The sequence below is a fragment of the Hymenobacter psoromatis genome, assembly GCA_001596155.1.
In the GTDB taxonomy this organism is placed as follows: Bacteria; Bacteroidota; Bacteroidia; order Cytophagales; family Hymenobacteraceae; genus Hymenobacter.
The window spans coordinates 3,640,105-3,659,250 of the sequence record CP014771.1 but is presented as its reverse complement, the minus strand read 5'-3'; the positions used below and the strand labels follow the sequence as shown (position 1 = coordinate 3,659,250).

The following is a 19,146-nucleotide window of genomic DNA, read 5'->3' as shown; positions in this document are numbered from 1 at the left end:
AGGTTGTCGCCCTCCGCGTGACCCCACCCCTAGCCCCCACTCCTGCGGAGAGGGAGGACTAATTTCTAGCTCTAATTTAGCTAACTTAGAGCGGTTCCCAAGTCGGCGTACAGCTTGACTGGTGCGGGCTGCCGGCTTTTCGCCGGCTGTCCGCTCTCTAAAAGAACGAGCGGCGCGAACGACAAGCGGACAGCCGGCGAAAAGCCGGCAGCCCGCCCCGTACACCAACTTGGGAATTGTTCTAGGACTTACGCAAAATCGTCTGTCATTGCGAGCGAAACGCGGCAATCGCATCAGAATGATACCCCCGCCGGTCGTTCGGGTGCGATTGCTTCGCTTTGCTCGCAATGACAGACGATTTTGCCTAAGTCCTAAGTTGGTTATAAGCTAAAGTTTAGCTAGACATACGGCCCGCCATATACGCAACGCAAAAGGCCCCGCCCGAAAATTCGGGCGGGGCCTTTTCTTCTAAAACGGCTAGCTCCCTTGGCCTGAACCAGGGGGGGTAGGGTTATTCTTTTACGATACGGCGCACGGCCGTTTCTATGCCTTGATGCACTTCGAGCAGGTACACCCCGGCGGCCAGGCTAGCCGGCAGGCGCAGGGACTGCTGGGGCACCAGGGCTACCGGCGCCATCACCAGCCGCCCCGTGAGGTCGCGGAGGGCTACCGTGGCGGCCCCGGCCTTGGGCAGCTCGATATTGATGAAATCGGTGGCCGGGTTCGGGAATACCGTCAAACCAGGCAGCGCCTGACTGGCCAGCGCGGCCAGCACCAGGTTGAAGGTAGTGGTGCTGGTGGCCGTGCCGCCGGGGGTTACCACCGTGAGCGGGCCGCTCACGTTGCCGGTGTTGCTGGGCACCACCAGGGTAATAGTAGTGGCCGACACCACCGTGTAAGTTGGGATGCTTAAGCTACCAATGCTCACGGCCGTGGCCCCCATCAGGTTGGTACCCGTGATAGTAACCGTAGTAGCGGACCCGCCCGTGGTCGGCGTGAAGCTCGCAATGGTGGGAGCCGGCACGGGTACCGTGACTGTGAAGGCGCTGGCGCTCGTGGCTGTGCCTCCCTGCGTAGTTACGGCGATGAGGCCGGAGGTAGCGCCCGCAGGCACCGCAAACGTGATGGTGGCGGCATCTGCCACGGTGAAAGTTGGCACCGCTACCCCATTCATAGTCAGCGCAGTGGCGTTGGTGAAGTCAGTGCCCGTGACCGTGACCGTGGTGCCCACCGGCCCGCTACCGGGCGTGAAGCTGGCAATGGCGGGCGCGGGGGCTACTGGCGCAAAAGCCATTCCCCGGAAAGCCGTATTAGCGCCCGCCGTCACAATGGCCGCCGGCAGGGCCGTCAGCACCGGTGCGGTGTTGTAGCCGGTGTTGTCACTGAGAAAAAACAGGCCGTTGCTGCTGGTCGCTGCCAGCGCTACCATCGTGCCATTGGTTGAGCCGTTGAGGCCGCGCACCGCCGAAGCGGCGGTGCCCGCAATGGTGCCGTTCTGCACCCAGCTGCCATCCACCAGGCTCCATTTCTGGATGCCACCGGCCGCGCTGCGGTCGTCGGCTACGTACACCACGTCCACACCAGGCACGGCCGCGCTCAGGTCGGCGAAGTAAAAGCCGTAGGGGCTGGAGCCGGCCGTGGCGCCCGGAAAGCCCGGCAGCGCCGTCACGGTTTGGCCATCCGCGGTGGGTAGCCCCGCACCTAGCTGGCTAATACCGTAGTAAGGGCCGGAGGCCGACGAGATATACACGTTGCCATTGGCCACGTTGATGCTGCGAATGTTTGTCGGCGCGGTGTTGAGTTGGGTGGTCGCGAAGCTGCCAAATGCTTGGTAGCGCACCCCCGAATTGCCACCTACGCTGTAAAAGCTGGTGCCATCGATGGTGGCCGCTGCCCGAATGCTGACCCCGTTGAACGCATCGCCCGTGCTGGTGCTGGTATCGAGGGTACCATCGGCCGCGATGAGGCCAATTACTCGGGCCACGTCCGTCGTCTGCGAAGTTACCACCGGGGTAGTGCCTGGCGAAGCACCGTAACCCGTCAGCACCAGGTAGCGGCCATCGGCCGAGCGGGTCATGTTCAGTTCGGAAGTAGCCGTGCCGCTGGCCGTCAGAATGCGGTTGTTGCCGCTCACGGAGGTTGGCAAAGCAATAGTCTGCACCAGCGTACCACTGGTGGTATACTCGTCCAGGAAAACCTCGGTCGCGGCCGCCGTTAGCGTAGCTGAGCCGTCGCCCACGCGCGCCACTATCAGGTTGCCAGGTGTGAAGGGAGCCGCTGAGGCCAGCGCCGGCCACAGCGACAAGGCTGCTCCTACGAGACGAAGCACGCGTGCTGAGTAAAAACTTTTCATAAAATAAGAAAAAGAAAGAAAATAACAGGAAAAGGTCATATTATTACCTCACCAGTTCCAAAGATATAGCTCTTGCCCTCAAAAATTCACAATTTTTATTTTATCATAAATTACGAATTTATACACGCGTTTTTCGAATAACAGCTGAGCAATAATTTATAGAGCTATAATGCAAAAAAGCCGCCGTAGCTGTGCGTAATAACAATCCAATAAGAGGTGTTTCCGTGTTCTACGGTTGGGCTTTATGCCACCTCTCCGGCTAGCAACCCGTACTTCGTGGTTTCGATAGTCCCCGCAGTATGTCCGATTCCGCACCCAAGCTCACCCACCTCAACGACGCCGGCCAACCAGCGATGGTCAACGTCGGCGCTAAAGCCGTAACGGCCCGCGTGGCCCGCGCCCGCGCCCGCGTGCGCCTCGGGGCCGATATCCTGGCGCTGGTGACGGCCGGCGACCTGCCCACGCGCAAGGGTCCGGTGTTTCAAACCGCTATTATCGCGGGCGTGATGGCAGCCAAGAAAACGGCCGACCTCATCCCCCTCTGCCACCCGCTGGGGCTCGATGACTGCCAGGTGCATATCGAAGTCCTACCCCCCGATTCGCTACTGATTGAGTGCACGGCCCGTGTCACGGGCAAAACCGGCATCGAGATGGAGGCTCTCACCGGCGCCTCAGTGGCGGCCCTCACGGTGTACGATATGTGCAAGGCGATGTCGCACCACATCGTGATTGAGGAAATCCGGCTGCTGGAAAAAACGGGCGGCAAGTCCGACTTTTTAGTGAACGGGTGAATGGTCATGCTGAGCTTGTCGAAGTATCTCGCTCGCATCGTTGGACGAACCCAAACGATGCGAGCGAGATGCTTCGACAAGCTCAGCATGACCATTCACTCATTCACTCACCTCACGGGTGCGCCGATACCCAGACTGTGCCGTCCTCGTACTCCTCTTTTTTCCAGATGGGCACGACCTCTTTCAGCGTGTCGATAATATACTGGCAGGCGGCGAACGAGTCGGCGCGGTGGGGTGTGGACACGGCCACGACCACCGCCACGTCGCCGATGTCGAGGGTGCCGTGGCGATGCGTCACGGCTACGCGGCGCAGCATGGGCCACTTTTGCTGGGCCATTTCGGCCACGCGGGAGAGCTGGTGCAGGGCCATCGGGGGGTAGGCTTCGTAGTGCAGGCGCACCACGCGGCGGCCCTCACTGCGGTTGCGCACCGTGCCAATAAAGGCATTCACGGCCCCGGCTTCTTCCGACTCGGCGGCGTGCAGCACAGCCGCTACGTCAATGGCTTGGTCGGTGAGGTCAATGCAATGATTTAGAGTCATATAATAGCTAAGCTGGCAATTCCCTACCCCCCGCTTACGGGCGGAATCAGGGCAATCTCGTCGCGCTCGTGCAGGACCACGTCTTCGGCGGCATACTCATTATTGACGGCCACGGCCAGGCTGCGCAGGCCAGCCAGCGGGGGGTAGGCGGCGCGCAGCTCGGCCAGCAGGCCGGCGGCCGACTGCCCGGCCGGCACGCTCAGCTCCAGCGACGACTGCCCCACGATTTCGCGGGCAATGCCAAAAAGGGCAACGGTTAGTTTCATGCAATAATCATCAAAGTAACATTTATATTCTTCGCAGGCTACTTCGCGAAGAAGAACGTCATTCCGGGCTTGCTGAGGAATCTTGCCCGTGTCGTTGCAAGAAGCCCAAACGACTACAAGCAAGATTCCTCGGCAAGCTCGGAATGACGTTCTTCTTCGCAACTCATTTCGTGACTAGTATAGCCAAAAAATCACCCCCCAATCGTCGCCATGCTTTCAAAGTTGAGCTGATGCGTGGGACGCAGGCGCTCGGCCTCGAAGCCATTGGCGGCGCGGTGATAAAAAGCCTGAGAGAGAGCGGTTGCGATGTCGGCATCGGTGGCGCCGCCGCGCAGCAGAGCGCGCAAATCGAGCACGCCCTGGTCGTAGAGGCAGGTTTTGATGCCGCCCTCGGCGGTGAGGCGCAGGCGGTTGCAGGTGCCGCAGAAGGTGCGCGAGTAGGCCGCAATAATCCCTACCCTCCCCTGGTGCCCGGCCAGGGTGTACTCGTCGGCGGTGGCGCCGGTGGCGGTGTGGGCGGGCATCAGCGCGCCGAGGTGCGCCTCCAGGTGCTGCCGGATGCGGCGGTGGTGCCAGGGCAGCGACTCGGGCGTGGCCACGTGGCTGCCGCCGTTGAAGGGCATTTCTTCAATAAAGCGCACTTCCACGGGCAGGTCGCGGGTCAGCTCGGCCAGCGGCACCAAGTCCTGAATGTTGCGGCCATCCATCACTACAGCGTTGATTTTCACCTGAATACCAGCGTCGAGCAGCGCGTGAAACGTGGCCAGCACCTGGGGCAGCTCGTCGCGCCGGGTTATCTCGAAGAAGCGCTGGCGGTCCAGCGTGTCGAGGCTGAGGTTCACGGCCTTTATGCCCAGCCGGGCCAGGGTCGGCACGTGGGGCGCGGTGAGCACCCCGTTGGTAGTCAGGCTGATGTCATCGAGGCCCGGCAGGGCGGCCAGGCGCTCCATGAAGGGCACCAGGTCGCGCCGCACGAAGGGCTCACCGCCCGTCAGGCGCACCTTGCGCACGCCCAGGCCAGTCATAATCTCCACCAGACGCAGCATTTCTTCATAGCTAAGCAGCTCGTGCTTAGGCAGGTACTTAATGCCTTCTTCGGGCATGCAGTAGAAGCAGCGCAGGTTGCAGCGGTCCGTAACGGCCAGGCGCAGGTATTCGAGCGGCCGGCCGTGAGCGTCGTGCAGCACGGTGGGGGGTAGGGAAGACATCAATTCAAATTTACGGCAGCGGCGGGAGGCAATGTAGTTAGCTCTGTGCCCACACTAATGAGCCAACACACTTTTTGTTTCTTTCATGCGACTAAAGGCAATCTGCCACGAAATTTCTGTGAGTATGACCATACCTCAAAAAATAAGGTCTAGCTACGCGTGTAGCCAGACCTTTTACCCCTAAAAATGTGAACTTAACGTAATTTATTCAGATACTTTCACTACGGAGCTACTACTAACTTTCGAACTACCTTCCCATTAGTAGTTTGCATCGTGCAGTAGTAGATGCCGGGCAATAAGTCAGCTATTGAAACTGACGTTTCGAAGCTGCCGGCCGCAGCCTGATTATTTTCTAATACTTGCTTGACTTCGCGACCCATCGCGTTACTCAAGAACACTCGCACGTAGCCGGGTTCAGTGGTAGTCAAAGTAAAGCGCGTGCTGCCCGTAGCTGGGTTAGGATAAACTAAGAAGGCCTTTTCGGGTAGCCCGACTGCGCTTACTACCGCAGGGTCATTTTTCTTGAGCAGCGTGACGGCCGTTACGTATTGGGAGCTGCTGCACGTAGCCTGCACGGCGTTGTCGGAGGCTTGCCCCAATACCCCGCAAGTAGCCGTCGGAATACTGCTAAACGTCGTCCCGCCCTTAAGGGTAACCGGGTAGCGAGCCACTAGCAAGACGTTTTGCCGGTTAGTCGTTGGCATTCCGGCCACGGGATTTGGCTTCAGGTTAAGCATCAGCTTGACGTACATAGTCGTGACGGCGGCCGTAAGGGGCGTAGCCGGATTGTCTGACTGATAGGTGCTGGTGTAGGTAAACACGGAGTTCTTCACGCACGCCGCATCCACGTACTGATTGCGGTATAGTTGCCGTAGCGTGCTACCCCCGGTGTTCGGGTCTACGTGCACCGTGTTGCCTTCAAAGGTGGTAAAATCTCCGCTGCCCGCAGTCGTCGTTTCGTCACCTTCCGCCACCAATGCTACTTGAAAATCCTGCACGGTCATGCCCGCCGCCGGGTTGATGACGTAGGCAATATCCTGCGTCAGCCTGAACTTTTGAACAATCTGCCGCGCAATGTTGCCCCGCATACCCGATGAAATATTTTGGGACGTAACGTCTACTACCGGGCGGTGCAATACGCTGAGTACTCCTAGCGCTTCGTTGTAACTGGGCACATCAGAAGGGCGCGTGCTGGCCAGCCGGTTACCGGGGAGGGTGTAGAATACAAATTAGTATCCTGAATGGTACCCGTGGTTTTGGTACTCATCTGAATTGCTAATGGCTGTAGTGCTATCGGCTGAGGCGTGCTATCTTCCCCACCGCCGGTAAAGAAATCTAACAAGCCAAGGGCTGCACCAACGTAAGGTAATGCAGCCAATCCTTTTTGCAGAAAATCGCTGGCCTTTGCAGCAGTATTGAATTGGTCAATTGCTGTCTTTACCGAGGTATCCTTCGCATCATTTTTGAGTTTACTTGTAAGCTTATCAACGCTGTCAAAAGACGTACCCGCCGCATTGATAGCCTTATTAGCGACACCAAAAAAAGAAGGACCATTCGCAGTACCTGCCGTAGCGTCTTGTGAGGTAACAATACTACCGGTAGAAGTTGCTTGAAGGTTGACCGAGGCTTTTTTAATAAGATTAACTTCGATTTGCAAGCGCGAATCAAACTGACAGACACATGGGTCGTAGTCCATTGGGAAATCCGCAACCAGCCACTTTCGGCCGTCATTCAGGTAGCGTGAAATAACAGAAGGCTGATTAGTTAGGCCCTTCTGTGTTTCATCTAGCGGTACCCCAAGGGACGACATTCTATTGAGTGTGGCAGCTTTGTAATTAGCACTAGAGCTGAAGTTTATTTTCACTTCAGAAAACTGATAAGATTCGAGCGGTTTTTGAATAGTGACGAAAACCCTCAATACTCCCAGATATTTGTTATAAATTATAACGAAAGGATTAGAGGTTTTTACTGGATAACCCGCATCGGCATACCCTAAGTCACGTTTAATTAATTCCCAGCCATTAATACCAATATCGTTTTTCCCCTGAAATCTAACCACATTTATATTATCAGCCTGCTGCCATGGCAATTCGATATAAGGCGTAGAGTCGACAGCGCTATTAAGTTGATATTGCGTGCCATTGTTGACACTGGGCTGATAATCGCCCGAATACCAATAAAAAGTATTAGGAGTACTTCCAGGACTTGTCGCCCGTGGTGGGTCAGTTTCGATGCCCGCTTGTGGGCACACCTGGGCGGCAGCACGATGCACTAGGCACGTAGCTGTCAGCCCCACTGCGAACAGTAGAGAAAAACGCATATAAGATGGAAAAGGGGGTAAAAAATGGCTAGCGGACTCGCTTGCCTAAAAAGACTTTGTTCGTACGGGCTGTATTGCCCTGCACGTAATAGCTAATTCGAATACTATCACGGCTAGTTAAGTATCCAACGCCATCATCATCTGTACAATAATTCGGGTCCATATGAATACTTCGCCAAGCTAAATAATTATTAAAGTTGGCGCGCGTACAACCCTTAGGTAGATTACCGATATAATCGGTAGGTGGAGCTGTTGGGTCTTTCGGATAGAAATAATTCGTTCCTTGGTATATGCGCACCGTGAAGGTGTCGCGCGGCGCATCGGTAGTAGCGCCCTGAAACTTACCGTAGATGGGTGCGCGGGGGTCGCGAATGGGAGCCCGTGAATCCTTGAAGGGCACCAGCGTCAGCACCTTGGTCAGGGTGTCCACTCCGTCGTCGTGCGGGAAGCAGGCCGTGTTGGGCGGGCGGTGCGCAATCAGGCGCACACTAATGGGTCCGGTCGTGACGTCGTCGAAGCGCAGCGCAAACTGCTGCACGTTGCGCGTGTTCAGCGCCGACCCGACCTGCCAATCCCAGGCCGTGTAAGGTGCTCCCGGCCCGGCAAAGGTGACGACCTGATTGTTGTAAGTAGTGTCGGGAGTAGGCGTGCCAGGATATTCTAAAAACTGGAAGCTCAAGGGTTTGAGCTTCATTCCCTGGCAAGGATTGGGCGGGTCGTCGTGGTGCCGGCAGCTACTAACCGCCAGCAGGCAGCCGCTACCTATCAGCAGCTTGGTGAGTAAGTTTGACATATTTGATTGAGAAAAGAATATAAGAGTACGTACCAAGGATAGCTTAATTCAGGCTGCCCAGCTAGCAGTTTATACAAAATACCAGTACCGAGTGCCTTAAGTATTTCAAATATTATCCCCCCCCATGAATTTATAATGAATTACTTTGTTCCCAACAAAAAAATATTTTCCGGCGGCTTTCAAACGCTTCATCTCGTCTTTCGCACCACTTTATTAGCTAGCGCGGGCATAAGTCTCTCCTGGTAAAGTTCAACAATGGAAGCACGAAGTACCCTGCTACTCAAAATAGCTTCAATAGAATACCAACCCGCTAATTGCGCTAACGCGGGTACTCCTCCAGCCCGCCGCTCAGCGTCAGCACGTTGTCGAAGCCCAGCGCGCCGCGCAGCAGGGCCACGGCTTGCGCGCTGCGCGCGCCGCTTTGGCAATACACCACCACGGGGCGGGTGCGCGGCACCTCGGCGGCACGGGCAGCCAGCTCGGGCAGGGGCAGCAGCACGGCCCCCGGCAGGTGGCGGCGCTGAAACTCCAGCGGCCCGCGCACATCGAGCAGCAGCGGGGGGGTAGGCGAGGCCAATTGCTGCCGCAACTCGCTGGCGCTCATGCTGGTGGCCGCCGTTGCAGGCGCACAGCTCGCGTCGAAATAATCGGCCGGGTCCGCCGTGTCGAGGTTGATGGCACTCTGCACCGGGTCGCGGTGAAAGCGCAGGGTGCGGCTCTGAAAGCTCAGCGTGTCGAGCACCCAGAGGCGGCCGCTGAGCACGTTGCCCAGGCCCAGCAGCACCTTCAGGGTTTCGGTGGCCTGCACCGTGCCGATGAGACCGGGCAGCACGTTGAGCACGCCGGTGGTGTTGCAGTCGGGCGCTTCGGCCGCGCCGGGGGGGGTAGGGAACAGGCAGCGGTACGTCGGCCCGCCCGCGTAATTAAACACCGATACCTGTCCCTCAAATTTATAAATGGCCCCCGACACCAGCGGCCGGCCCAGGCTCACGCAGGCATCGTTAAGCAGGTAGCGGGTCGGGAAATTATCGGAGCCATCCACCACCACGTCGTAGGCGGCCACCAGCTCGCGCACGTTCGCGGGGCTCACTCTAACCTGGTGCAACTCGTACGTATTCAGCTCATTGAGGCGACGCAGGGCGCGAGCGGCGGCCTCCACTTTGGGCTGGCCCACGTCGGCGGGGCCGTAGAGAATCTGGCGGGGCAGGTTAGTAAGCTCCACCTGGTCGGCATCGGCCAGGCCCAGGGTCCCTACCCCCGCCGCGGCCAGGTATTGCAGAATGGGGCAGCCCAGGCCGCCCGCGCCCACCACCAGCACGCGCGCCTGGCGCAGGCGCTGCTGGCCGGCCTCGCCGATTTCGGCCAGTTGGAGGTGGCGGCGGTAGCGCTGGCGCTCGGCGGCGGAAAAGGAGTAGGACATGGCGTTTTTTCGGGTATAAAGCTGCCTGGCGGATGAAAGTTGCCGCGCCGCGTCGGCCCTGGCCGTCAGGGCCGGCATAACTCCGCCCCAGGCCGGCAAAAACACTGATTCCGGGGATTACACTGCTGACGCCGAAACCAGCGGCTACCCAACTTTTTAGGGTAGCTCACGTTCCTTTTCAACCATGCTTACTCTTGCGTTATGAGCGATTCTAACCAGCCTGCGGCTACTACTATAGGAGCGGCCGCAAATTTCAACGGCACGGCCTGGGTAACCCTGCTCACCCAGGCCGGCAACTCCACCGACTGCGTAATAGGCAGCGTTACCTTCGAGCCAGGCGCACGCAACAGCTGGCACTCGCACCCCGCCGGCCAAGTGTTAATAGCTACCGCTGGTGAAGGATTCTGCCAGTTTAAGGGCCAGCCCGCTCAGCTGCTGCACCCCGGCGATGCGGTAATCATCGCCCCTGGCGCAGTACACTGGCACGGCGCTACTGCCACCAGCCTGTTTACCCACCTGGCCGTGGGGCCCAATAGCAGCCAGGGAGTAGCCAACTGGCTCGACCCCGTTACGGATGCCGAGTATCAGGCCGCAGGCCGGGAGACAATGTAAAAGCGGCTGTCCGCCGCTACCAAATAACATCTTGATTTTATGAAAGTTAACTGCGCCGGTCCTTTGCCCTACTCGTTGCCCGGGATACTTGGCGGGGCACCTCCCATGCCAGCGGTGGCCCGCCGCTGGCCACTCTTGCTGCTGAGCACCGGGCTCCTGGCGTTGGTGGCGTGTAACCGTGCTACAGCCCAGACACCGGCCAGCAGCCAGGTAGTGCGGCTGGCCCGGCTCGAAATATATCCGGCACAACTAGAAAGCTATAAAGCCGCGCTTAAGGAGGGCATCGAGACGGCCGTGCGGGTAGAGCCGGGCGTGCTCACGCTGTATGCGGTGCAGGAGCAAGCCAACCCCACCCATCTCACGCTGCTAGAGATATATGCCAGCCCGGCGGCCTACCAGGCTCATCTGAAAACCCCCCACTTTCTCAAGTACAAAACCAGCACCCAATCGATGGTTAAGTCGCTCGAACTTATCAACGCGATGCCGTTGGTGCCGGGCATGAAAATAAAGTAGGGCCGCAAAAGATATACTTTTCTGTTGCGCGATTATTTTCCAGCTCGTAAGTGAACAGGCTTACAACCCGTACGCTACCGTGAGGTAGTAGAGCCCACCCACGCTGGGCCCGCCCAGATACGTCACGTAGTACTTATTGAGCACGTTGCTGGCCCCCAGCTTCAGGCGCACCTGCGCCTCAGGTATGTAGTAGCTCAGCTGCGCGTCGAGGCTGCTGAAGGCCGGCACGCTGCCATTCACCAGAAAAGTCTGGGAATAGTAGCTGACCTGGTGCCGGAAATTCAGGCCAAAGCCGACGTTTTTGTAGGCGTTTTCGTTGGCAAAGCTCAGGTTATATAGCCACTGCGGGGTGTTGAAGCCGTCTTCGAGGCCGTCGCCGTTTTCGGTGCGGTCGAGGCGGGTGTAGGTGGCGTTGGCGCCGGCCAGGTAGCCGCCGGCCAGGTTGTAGCGTACACCGGCCGAGCCGCCGTAATTGTACACCTGGCTTTGCGAGTTGGTCCAGAGGCGGTAGCGGGCCTGCCCCGTAGTGGTGCCGCCAGTCGGCACGGAGGTGGTATTGAGCGCGGTAGCTATCGTGTTCAGGTCGGTGCCAGTGGCCAGCACCGCGCCGTTGGTGGTTTGGGGCACGTAGGCTTCTACCTGGGCGATGAAATCGCGGTAGGAATTATAGTAGAAATCGACATCGACCAGCAGCCGGCCCTGCGGCCCTACCGCCGCTTTGTAGCCCATTTCGAGCGAGCGAATGTATTCGGGCCGCAGGTAGGTGTACGGGTTTTTTACCAGCAGACTCTGGTTGGCGGCCACGGCCTGGGCCCGCGTTTGGGCGGGCGTGCCGTTGAGGCCGGCCGTCACGGCCGCGTTGAAGCGGTCGATGCTGCTGCGCAGGTAGCTGTTCTCAAACACGCCGTTCGACATCACGCGCAGCCCGCCCACGCGCTTCACCTGGCCGCTGTTCACGTTGGAAAAACCTTCGAACAAGCTCGGAAACCGGTAGCCGCTCTGGTAGCTGAGGCGGAAGTTCTGGCGCTGGGTAGGGGAATAAACAGCCGTGAAGCGCGGGTTGAATTTCACGTTGAAGTAGTCGTTTTTATCCACCCGCAGCGTCGCCGTGAGGCGCAGCCGCTCTTGCAGCAGCCGCCCGCCCGCCTGCGCAAAGCCCCCGGTTTTGGAGTACAGCAGGTCGTCGTGGAGCGGGTCTTTGCCGGGGTTGGGATTGATGAAATAGTTGCCATCGGGCACCACGATGTAGGTGCGGTGGTCGGCCCCGGCCCGCAGGTCGAGGTTGGCGGGTAGCGCCCTACCCCCCCGCCGCAGGGCCTCGGCCACGTTCACCTGCGCTTCGGCGTGGGCCAGGTTGGCCCGCACGCGCAGGGCGGCCCCCACGTCCCAATTGTTGATATCTTGCAGCTGGCTTAGGCGCTGGTTGAAGGCCTCGGTGCCTGGTTGCAGGCGGCCGGCGTCGGCAGCACCGCGGGCCGTGCGCAGGGCGTCGGCCACGCCCGCGCCGCCTCGGGTGGCGGCGTTCCAGGCAGTGGTGTAGTCGCTATACCACTGGGTATCGGGCTTGTAGCTACGGTCGATGTTCTCGCCCATCGAGCGCAGGTTGTAGCTTTTGCCGGTGTTTTCCTGGGTGAGGTAGGCGCGGGCCTGCACCACCGGCGACGTAAACGTGAGGGCGTGCTGCTGCAACAGGTAGTCTTGCAGCCGGAAGCGGTTCGAGCGCTGATACACATTATCGAAGCTCGCCACGCGGTAAGTATAGGCCAGCTCCGTGCCCGGCCGAAAACGGTAGTGCAGCGCCATATCGGCCTTGAGCGTCCGCACATTGTAGTCCACCAAATCGCGCTCGTCGTAGCCGGTGCGGGCCACTGAGTAGCTCTTGCCGCCCAGCGTAATATTCTTGCGGTCCGACGACTCGTTGCCGTAGCGGCTCACCTGGTCCTGGGCCGGGTTGTCGGCCCCAAACAGGCCCGTCGTGGCGTTGCCGTTGGGGTTGATATCGGTCTGGTCATTAGCTATCCAGTCATAAGCGCGCAGATAGGTGCCGTTGATTTTGAAAGCTAACTTGTCGGCCACCAGCACTTTCGCGTAGCGCACGCTGGTTTCCGAATAGGTATGCACCGGCGAACCGCCCTCGCCAAACGTCTTCACGCTGGGGTCGTTGAGGTGGTTGACGCCCGTTTGCTGGCGCAGGCTCAGCCCTTCCGAATTAAACGGGTTTTTGGTCGTGAAATTGGCCAGCCCGTTGATGGCGTTCAGGCCATAGAGCGCGGCGGCGGTGCCGGGTACCAGCTCCACATTGTTGATGTCCAGGTCGCTCGGCCCCAGCACGTTGCCAATCGGCCCGCCAATGTGCGGCGCCTGGTTGTCCACGCCATCCACGAGCTGCGCGAAGCGCACGTTGGTGGTGTTGGTGAAGCCCCGCGCGTTTATCACCTTAAAGCCGATGCTGGGCGTAATCACCTGCACGCCCTTCAAGTGCTCAATAGCGTCGAAAAACGACGGGGCCGGCGACAACCGAATGGCGCGGGCATTGAGCTTTTCTACCGTCACCGGCGACTGCAAAAAGCTCTCCTCCACCCGCGAAGCCGACACTACCACCTCATTCAGGTCGGTGCGCAACGTGTCAAGGGGGGTAGGGCGGCGGGGCAGCTTCGGGGTTTGGGCGGCCAGCGGCTGAGCCAGCGCCAGCGCCGACGCCCACGCCACTGAGCCGCGCAGAATGCGTAGCTTTTTCTTCATAAAAAAATTTATATGGCCTAACCAGAACGTCATGCTCATCTAGCGTCCGCTTGTCGAAGCATCTCGCTCGCAGCAGTAATTCCAATCGTTCAGCGATGCGAGCGAGATGCTTCGACAGGCTCAGCATGACGTTCTTCCCAGTTTAAGATGCCTTGCTTACTGCACCTTCACCACCTTCAGGCTGGTGAGCTGGCGCACCCAGCGGGCGGGCTTTTTTTCCAGGGGCACAATGAGCTGGTAAGGCCCGTCGTGGGGGGGTAGGGGCTGGCCGTCGCGGCTGCTGGCCAGCAGAATGGTCTGGGGCGAGAAATCGGCGTCGATTTCGGGCAGCGCGAACACGGCCTGGTAGCCGTCGGCGGCGGCGGCGAGCACGGCCTCGGCCAGCACCGGGCCGTGGATGGCCTTGCCGGCCGGCGCGCCGGCCAGGTGCAGCACATCGGCCAGGGCCACGCCGCGGTACACGTGCTTTTTGCCGTCTTTGTCGGTGGTGGTCTGCTCGCGGGAGGGTAGGGCAGCCAGGTCAGCGGCGGTGAGGGTGCGGGGCGTGGCCACCAGCCCCTCCAGGCGCAGAGTGGCGGGCGCCGCTGCCTGCCCATAAGCTGCTGATGAGTTGAGGCTTACGCCGGCAAGTAGCCCGAGCGCGGCAAGCAAAGGCCGGCGGCCGGCAGTGAAAAGTAGCATTTGGGGAATAAAGACGAGCGTTATGTTTGGAAGAATATAACGCTAGCCGCTTCCAAATGTTCAGCCAATTTTCCTACCCCCCATTTATCTTTCACTGATACAACCGGGCCGTCTCATCGGCCAGGAACTGCGCGAAGCGCGCCTGCATGGCCCGAAACCCGGCCACGGCCGCCGCGCCGGCTTCGGTGAGCGTGGCGCCGCCGCCGTGCGCGCCGCCCGCGTGCGCCCCCACCAGCGGCCGCCGCGCCTGAGCATTCATGGAACTCACTAAATCCCAGGCCTTTTTATACGACATCCCCATTTCCTTAGCCGCCTTCGAGATGGAGCCAGTGGCCTGGATGTGCTCCAAAAGCTCCAGCCGGCCAATGCCCAGAAAGCGGTCGGCGGGGCCTTCTATCCAGAGGCGGCCATTGGCGCGGAAGGCTTGATTTTCAGTGAAAAGCTCGTGCATGGCAAACGGGGAAAACCAGCGCTATGTACCAAGGCGCTTCTTCTCAAAAGTAAGGCCCGCGCTAAAAACGGGTCCCTACCCCCCTGCGGGCGAGTTAAGCCCGACCTTAACTTTTGCGGCGTCAGTTGCTTTAGCAAGGCAGCCGACGCGCCAACGATTGTCTGCCTTTGATTCAGTGAACTATGGACTACGACGTCCTCATAATTGGGGCGGGCAGCGCTGGCCTGAGCGCGGCCCTGACTCTGGGGCGCTGCCGCCGCCGCGTGCTGCTGGCCGATGGCGGCGCGCCGCGCAACGCGCCCTCGGGTGCGGTGCACGGCTTTTTGACCCGCGACGGCGTGCGCCCCGCCAAGCTGCTGGAGCTGGGCCGGGCGCAGCTCGCTCCCTACCCCACTGTCGCCATTCAAGAGCTAAAAATCAGCGAATTAAAAAAACTGGCGAACGGCTTTCGGGCCACGGGCACCACCGGCCAGGGGCACGCCTGGTCGGGCACGGCCAGCCGCGTGCTGCTCGCCACGGGCGTCGAGGACGTGCTGCCGCCCCTGCCCGGCTTTCGCGAGCTGTGGGGCACGGGCGTGTTGCACTGCCCCTACTGCCACGCCTACGAGGTGCGCGACCAGCCGCTGGCCGTGTTTGGCCGGGGCAAGGCCGCCGTGGGCCTGGCGCTGCTGCTCACCAACTGGAGCCGCGACATTGTGGTGGTGACCGACGGCCCCGGCCACCTCACCGCCTACGGCCGCCAGCGGCTGCGCCAGCACCACATTGGCCTACGCCAGGAGCCAGTGGCGCGCTTGGTGGGCGGCCCCGACGGCCTGCTGCGCTGCGTCGAATTCACGGATGGCACTTATTTGGAGCGCAAGGCCCTATTTCTGCACGCGCCGCAGGAGCAGCGCAGTTCGCTGGCCGCCAGCCTGGGTGCCCGGCTCAACAGCAAGGGCGCGGTGTGGGTCGATAAGAATTCGCAAACCAGCGTGCGGGGCCTCTACGCGGCCGGCGACACCACGCCCGGCCAGCAGCAGGCGCTGATTGCCGCCGCCAAAGGCAACCAAGCCGCCATTTGCCTGAATGAGGCGCTCACCAAAGCGCAGGTGAGCAGCAACATAGAGTAAGCTTCAGCCTGCCGTGGGGAGAATGTGCGGTAAGCTTTAGCTTGCCGTGGAAGAATTAGCAATGCGAAGCAAGCCATTCAGGACTGGAAACGGCAAGCTAAATCTTACCGCACATCCCTACCCCCCAGCAGGCTAAAGCCTACACTGCTTCTGTTCAGCCAGGCGTAGGCGGTGGCTTCCTCGGTGAAAGTGGCGATTTCGCAATCGGTTGTAGTGGCCGATACGATGGCCGTTACGGTTTGCTGGGCCCGCAGCGGTGAGATGAGAAAGGCCAGCCGCACGGCCTCGGGGTAGCGGCCGCGGAGCAGGGGCGCGAACACGCTGCCAAACCAGGCGTTGACGGTGGGCTCGGTGAGGTCTTCGCGGCGGCGCAGGTCGAGCAGCCAGCGGCCACAGGCGGCGGCATCGGCGGCGGCCAGCACCGCTTCGTAGCCGGCGCGCAGCTCGGCGGGCGTGACGGCCCGCTGCCAGCGCGCGATAACGGCGGGCAGGTCGGGGCGATAGAGCAGGTCGAGGCCGACGGAAGTCATGGGCGCAATAAGCTCGACAAAACGGGCCTGCGTGCAAGATAGGCTACTTTTCCTCTCCCCCCAAGCCTACCTTTGCCCACCTTGGCGGTTATTGTTTTTCGCGTCATTTAGTTGTTTATGCCTCCTAGTGTGCCTCCCGCCACCAAACACGACCCCTACGCGGCCCTGCGCGTGCCCGATTTTCGGCGCTACGTCACGGCCCGCGCCCTCTTCTCGGTAGCCACGCAAATTCAGGGGGTAGTAGTGAGCTGGCAGATTTTCAAGCTCACCAACGACCCGCTGGCGCTGGGCCTCATCGGGCTGGCCGAGGCCATTCCGAGCATCACCGTCTCGCTCTACGCCGGGCACGTGGCCGACTCGGTGCGCCGCAAGCGCATCGTGGTGCCGGCCGTGGTGGTGCTGGTGCTGTGCGCCATCACGCTGTGGTGGCTGGCGCACCCTTTGCAGCAGGCGCTGCTGGCGCAGGGCCGCGTGCACCTCGACGCCGTGAACGCCACCATCGTGTGGCCGCTGTACCTAGTTATTTTCGTGAGCGGCATCGCGCGGGGCTTCATGGGGCCGGCGCTGTTCTCCTTCATGCCGCAGCTGCTGCCCGAGCGCGGCCTGCTGCCCAACGCCGTCACCTGGAGCTCCACCACCTGGCAGGCGTCGGCGGTAGTCGGGCCGGCCATCGGCGGCTTGCTGCTGCACCGCAGCATCGAGTTTGCCTACGGCGTCGATACCGTCATGGAAGGGTTGGCGCTGCTCTTTTTCATCAGCATCGCGGGCCGTGAGCTGCCGCCCATCGAAGGCCAGCGCTTAAAGCTGAGCGAGAGCATTTTAAGCGGCGTGAAATTTATTTTCAGCAACCAGCTGGTGCTGGCCGCACTGTCTTTGGATATGTTCGCGGTGCTCTTTGGGGGCGCGGTGGCGCTGCTACCCTTTTTTGCCAGCAACATTCTGCACGGCGGCCCCGATGCCTTCGGCTACCTGCGCGCCGCGCCGGCGGTGGGCTCGGTCATTATGGCGGTTTGGCTCACGTTTTCGCCCCTCAAAAAGGGCGCGGGCCGCAAGCTGCTGTGGGCCGTGGCGGGCTTCGGCGCGGCCACCATCGCCTTCGCGCTCTCGACCAATCTGTATCTCTCCTTATTCCTGCTCTTCCTCACCGGCGTGTTCGATTCGGTATCCGTTATCGTGCGCTCGACACTGGTGCATACCCACACGCCCGAGTATATGAAGGGTAGGGTGTCGGCGGTGAATAACATTTTCATCGGCTCCAGCAATGAAATCGGCAGCTTCGAGAGTGGTGCCACGGCTAAGCTCATGGGCACCGTGCCCAGCGTAGTCTTCGGCGGAATAATGACGCTGGTAGTAGTGGGCTTCACGGCCTGGCGCGCCGACCAGCTGCGCAACCTGCAAGAAGGCGCGGAAAAGTAGGGTGCGGGGCTTGCTCCCGCCCGTCGTTGCACGAATCGCGCTGGTTTCGTGCAACGCCAGGCGGGCATCATGCGAACGCTGGGCGGGGGCAAGCCCCGCACCCTACCCCACCACCGCCACCCGGCCTTGCTTGCGCCGCGCCTTGCGGGTGCGACGCAGCCACATCAGCACGCCCGTGACCGGGAACGTGAGGCTGCACAGCGTCACCACCAGGGCCAGAATTTTGGTCCAGATGCCGCCGATTTCGCCGGTGTGCAGCGGCTTGGTGAGGCGGCGCAGCTGCGCGCCCGCCGTTTGCCGGCTGTATGGGTGCTGGCCCAGCACCGCGCCGGTGGCGCGGTCCACGAACAGCGTGTCGAGGCCCAGGCTGCGCAGCGGCAGCGTGCTGGGCGCGCTCACGGGGATGGCCGCCGTTGGGTCTTTGGGCGCGCCAATGCGCCAGAAGTCGGCCGTGGGGTGCGTGGCCTGCCCGGCGCGCAGGGCTGCATCATAAGCGATGGCCGGGCCGCCTTCGGCCGCCGAGCGGAGGGTAGGGAGGCCCACCGTCGGCCGCGAATTGGTGAGCCAAAACAGGCCGTTGGTGGCCCAGCGGTACGACATAATGACGCCCGTAAATGCCAACCCAAACAGGAACAGCGAGCAGTAAAAGCCGAGCACGATGTGCAGGTCGTGGGTGATGCGCTTGCCGCTGCTGCCCCACTTAATGCGCAGGCGACCCGTGAGCATCGCGCGCGTTTTGGGCCACCACAGCACGATGCCCGTCGCCGTAATGACGAGGATAAACAGTGCCGAAATCCCCGTCAGCGCCTTGCCAACTTCGCCGGCCAGCAAGCGGCGGTGCAGGTCCTCAGCAAATTTGAATACGCGCAGCTGCTTCTCCTTTTGCAGACCAACTACCTGGGCGGTGTAGGGATTGACGAAGGCGGTGCTGCCGCGCTCGGGCCGGCCTTTTTGCGGGCCTCGGCCACCTTCGCCCCGGCCTTCGCCGCCTTCCTGCCCGCGCGGCGGCGGCTCCCTACCCCCCCTTTCGCTGCGAAGTGGGCCAGCGGGGCGGGCCTTGTCCTCGCGAAAGCTCAGCTCCACGGTGCGAGCCGGGTCGGCGTACACTTTGAAGCCCAGCACTTTCGCTTCGGGGTTGGCTTGCTGAAACTGGCTGGCCAGCTGCGCCAGCGCCAGTCGGGGCTGGCCAGCCGGCAGCACCACGCCGTAGTGCGCCGGGTAGAGCGCGTGGGTAATTTCTTCCTCAAAAACCAGCACCGTGCCCGTCAGGCATTGCACGAAGAAAACCAGGCCCGCCGCCAGGGCCAGGTACAGGTGAAGGCGGCGAAAAATCACGTTCATAAAAGCAAGCCGATTGAATAGGCTCGCAATTTAGAACGATTTTAAATAACAATCGCCTC

Annotated in this window: 17 protein-coding genes; 5 read left to right on the top strand and 12 right to left on the bottom strand. The window is 60.7% G+C overall.

Annotated features, from left to right (window positions below):
* Positions 1 to 511 precede the first annotated feature (511 nt).
* Complete coding sequence (locus A0257_15660) at positions 512 to 2,305, bottom strand: hypothetical protein (protein AMR28384.1); 1,794 nt, start codon at positions 2,303 to 2,305, stop codon at positions 512 to 514.
* Positions 2,306 to 2,652: 347 nt separating this feature from the next.
* On the opposite strand from A0257_15660, the gene A0257_15655 reads away from it, so the two are divergent.
* The gene (locus tag A0257_15655; protein AMR28383.1) at positions 2,653 to 3,144 is read left to right on the top strand and encodes a cyclic pyranopterin monophosphate synthase accessory protein; all 492 of its coding nucleotides are present in this window, start codon (positions 2,653 to 2,655) and stop codon (positions 3,142 to 3,144) included.
* Between the two features lie 112 nt (positions 3,145 to 3,256).
* Here the strand turns inward: A0257_15655 and A0257_15650 are convergent, their stop codons facing one another.
* From A0257_15650 to A0257_15625, 6 genes are all read right to left on the bottom strand, one after another.
* A complete protein-coding gene (locus A0257_15650) occupies positions 3,257 to 3,685 on the bottom strand; it encodes a molybdenum cofactor biosynthesis protein MoaE (GenBank protein ID AMR28382.1) in 429 nt (142 codons plus the stop codon).
* A 23-nt stretch (positions 3,686 to 3,708) separates the two neighbouring features.
* The gene (locus A0257_15645) at positions 3,709 to 3,951 is read right to left on the bottom strand and encodes a molybdopterin synthase sulfur carrier subunit (protein AMR28381.1); all 243 of its coding nucleotides are present in this window, start codon (positions 3,949 to 3,951) and stop codon (positions 3,709 to 3,711) included.
* A 191-nt stretch (positions 3,952 to 4,142) separates the two neighbouring features.
* Positions 4,143 to 5,138, bottom strand: coding sequence for a cyclic pyranopterin phosphate synthase MoaA (locus tag A0257_15640; protein AMR29801.1), 996 nt, complete (start codon positions 5,136 to 5,138; stop codon positions 4,143 to 4,145).
* Between the two features lie 242 nt (positions 5,139 to 5,380).
* Positions 5,381 to 6,247, bottom strand: a complete 867-nt coding sequence (locus tag A0257_15635) for a hypothetical protein (protein AMR28380.1) — start codon at positions 6,245 to 6,247, stop codon at positions 5,381 to 5,383.
* A 1,260-nt stretch (positions 6,248 to 7,507) separates the two neighbouring features.
* Positions 7,508 to 8,173 (bottom strand): hypothetical protein, encoded by a 666-nt coding sequence (locus tag A0257_15630; GenBank protein ID AMR28379.1) that lies wholly within the window; start codon positions 8,171 to 8,173, stop codon positions 7,508 to 7,510.
* Between the two features lie 418 nt (positions 8,174 to 8,591).
* Positions 8,592 to 9,692: a hypothetical protein gene (locus A0257_15625; protein ID AMR28378.1), complete on the bottom strand. Its 1,101-nt coding sequence runs from the start codon at positions 9,690 to 9,692 to the stop codon at positions 8,592 to 8,594.
* A 201-nt stretch (positions 9,693 to 9,893) separates the two neighbouring features.
* Here A0257_15625 and A0257_15620 point away from each other — a divergent pair, with 201 nt between their 5' ends.
* Positions 9,894 to 10,304 (top strand): hypothetical protein, encoded by a 411-nt coding sequence (locus tag A0257_15620; GenBank protein ID AMR28377.1) that lies wholly within the window; start codon positions 9,894 to 9,896, stop codon positions 10,302 to 10,304.
* Positions 10,305 to 10,409: 105 nt separating this feature from the next.
* Complete coding sequence (locus A0257_15615; GenBank protein AMR28376.1) at positions 10,410 to 10,817, top strand: antibiotic biosynthesis monooxygenase; 408 nt, start codon at positions 10,410 to 10,412, stop codon at positions 10,815 to 10,817.
* Positions 10,818 to 10,877: 60 nt separating this feature from the next.
* Here A0257_15615 and A0257_15610 read toward each other — a convergent pair whose 3' ends face one another.
* The 3 genes from A0257_15610 to A0257_15600 form a co-directional block, all read right to left on the bottom strand.
* Positions 10,878 to 13,538, bottom strand: a complete 2,661-nt coding sequence (locus A0257_15610; GenBank protein AMR29800.1) for a TonB-dependent receptor — start codon at positions 13,536 to 13,538, stop codon at positions 10,878 to 10,880.
* A 177-nt stretch (positions 13,539 to 13,715) separates the two neighbouring features.
* A complete protein-coding gene (locus A0257_15605) occupies positions 13,716 to 14,240 on the bottom strand; it encodes a hypothetical protein (protein ID AMR28375.1) in 525 nt (174 codons plus the stop codon).
* A gap of 91 nt (positions 14,241 to 14,331) precedes the next feature.
* A complete protein-coding gene (locus A0257_15600; protein ID AMR28374.1) occupies positions 14,332 to 14,691 on the bottom strand; it encodes a ModE family transcriptional regulator in 360 nt (119 codons plus the stop codon).
* A gap of 182 nt (positions 14,692 to 14,873) precedes the next feature.
* Here A0257_15600 and A0257_15595 point away from each other — a divergent pair, with 182 nt between their 5' ends.
* Positions 14,874 to 15,800 carry a hypothetical protein gene (locus tag A0257_15595; GenBank protein AMR28373.1) on the top strand — a complete coding sequence of 309 codons (927 nt, stop codon included), beginning with the start codon at positions 14,874 to 14,876 and terminating at the stop codon, positions 15,798 to 15,800.
* 104 nt (positions 15,801 to 15,904) lie between these two features.
* On the opposite strand, the gene A0257_15590 is transcribed toward A0257_15595, so the two are convergent.
* Complete coding sequence (locus tag A0257_15590; protein ID AMR28372.1) at positions 15,905 to 16,330, bottom strand: hypothetical protein; 426 nt, start codon at positions 16,328 to 16,330, stop codon at positions 15,905 to 15,907.
* Between the two features lie 117 nt (positions 16,331 to 16,447).
* Between A0257_15590 and A0257_15585 the strand changes: the two genes are divergently transcribed.
* Complete coding sequence (locus A0257_15585) at positions 16,448 to 17,746, top strand: ABC transporter permease (protein AMR28371.1); 1,299 nt, start codon at positions 16,448 to 16,450, stop codon at positions 17,744 to 17,746.
* 102 nt (positions 17,747 to 17,848) lie between these two features.
* Here A0257_15585 and A0257_15580 read toward each other — a convergent pair whose 3' ends face one another.
* Positions 17,849 to 19,087, bottom strand: coding sequence for a hypothetical protein (locus tag A0257_15580; protein AMR28370.1), 1,239 nt, complete (start codon positions 19,085 to 19,087; stop codon positions 17,849 to 17,851).
* Between the last annotated feature and the right edge of the window lie 59 nt (positions 19,088 to 19,146).

Excerpts from the sequence above, each read along its gene's own strand:
- A0257_15655 (AMR28383.1), top strand. The coding sequence starts at position 2,653 with ATGTCCGATTCCGCACCCAAGCTCACCCACCTCAACGACGCCGGCCAA.
- A0257_15650 (AMR28382.1), bottom strand. The coding sequence starts at position 3,685 with ATGACTCTAAATCATTGCATTGACCTCACCGACCAAGCCATTGACGTA.
- A0257_15645 (AMR28381.1), bottom strand. The coding sequence starts at position 3,951 with ATGAAACTAACCGTTGCCCTTTTTGGCATTGCCCGCGAAATCGTGGGG.
- A0257_15635 (AMR28380.1), bottom strand. The coding sequence starts at position 6,247 with ATGCGGGGCAACATTGCGCGGCAGATTGTTCAAAAGTTCAGGCTGACG.
- A0257_15630 (AMR28379.1), bottom strand. The coding sequence starts at position 8,173 with ATGAAGCTCAAACCCTTGAGCTTCCAGTTTTTAGAATATCCTGGCACG.
- A0257_15625 (AMR28378.1), bottom strand. The coding sequence starts at position 9,692 with ATGTCCTACTCCTTTTCCGCCGCCGAGCGCCAGCGCTACCGCCGCCAC.
- A0257_15620 (AMR28377.1), top strand. The coding sequence starts at position 9,894 with ATGAGCGATTCTAACCAGCCTGCGGCTACTACTATAGGAGCGGCCGCA.
- A0257_15615 (AMR28376.1), top strand. The coding sequence starts at position 10,410 with ATGCCAGCGGTGGCCCGCCGCTGGCCACTCTTGCTGCTGAGCACCGGG.
- A0257_15605 (AMR28375.1), bottom strand. The coding sequence starts at position 14,240 with ATGCTACTTTTCACTGCCGGCCGCCGGCCTTTGCTTGCCGCGCTCGGG.
- A0257_15600 (AMR28374.1), bottom strand. The coding sequence starts at position 14,691 with ATGCACGAGCTTTTCACTGAAAATCAAGCCTTCCGCGCCAATGGCCGC.
- A0257_15595 (AMR28373.1), top strand. The coding sequence starts at position 14,874 with ATGGACTACGACGTCCTCATAATTGGGGCGGGCAGCGCTGGCCTGAGC.
- A0257_15590 (AMR28372.1), bottom strand. The coding sequence starts at position 16,330 with ATGACTTCCGTCGGCCTCGACCTGCTCTATCGCCCCGACCTGCCCGCC.
- A0257_15585 (AMR28371.1), top strand. The coding sequence starts at position 16,448 with ATGCCTCCTAGTGTGCCTCCCGCCACCAAACACGACCCCTACGCGGCC.
- A0257_15580 (AMR28370.1), bottom strand. The coding sequence starts at position 19,087 with ATGAACGTGATTTTTCGCCGCCTTCACCTGTACCTGGCCCTGGCGGCG.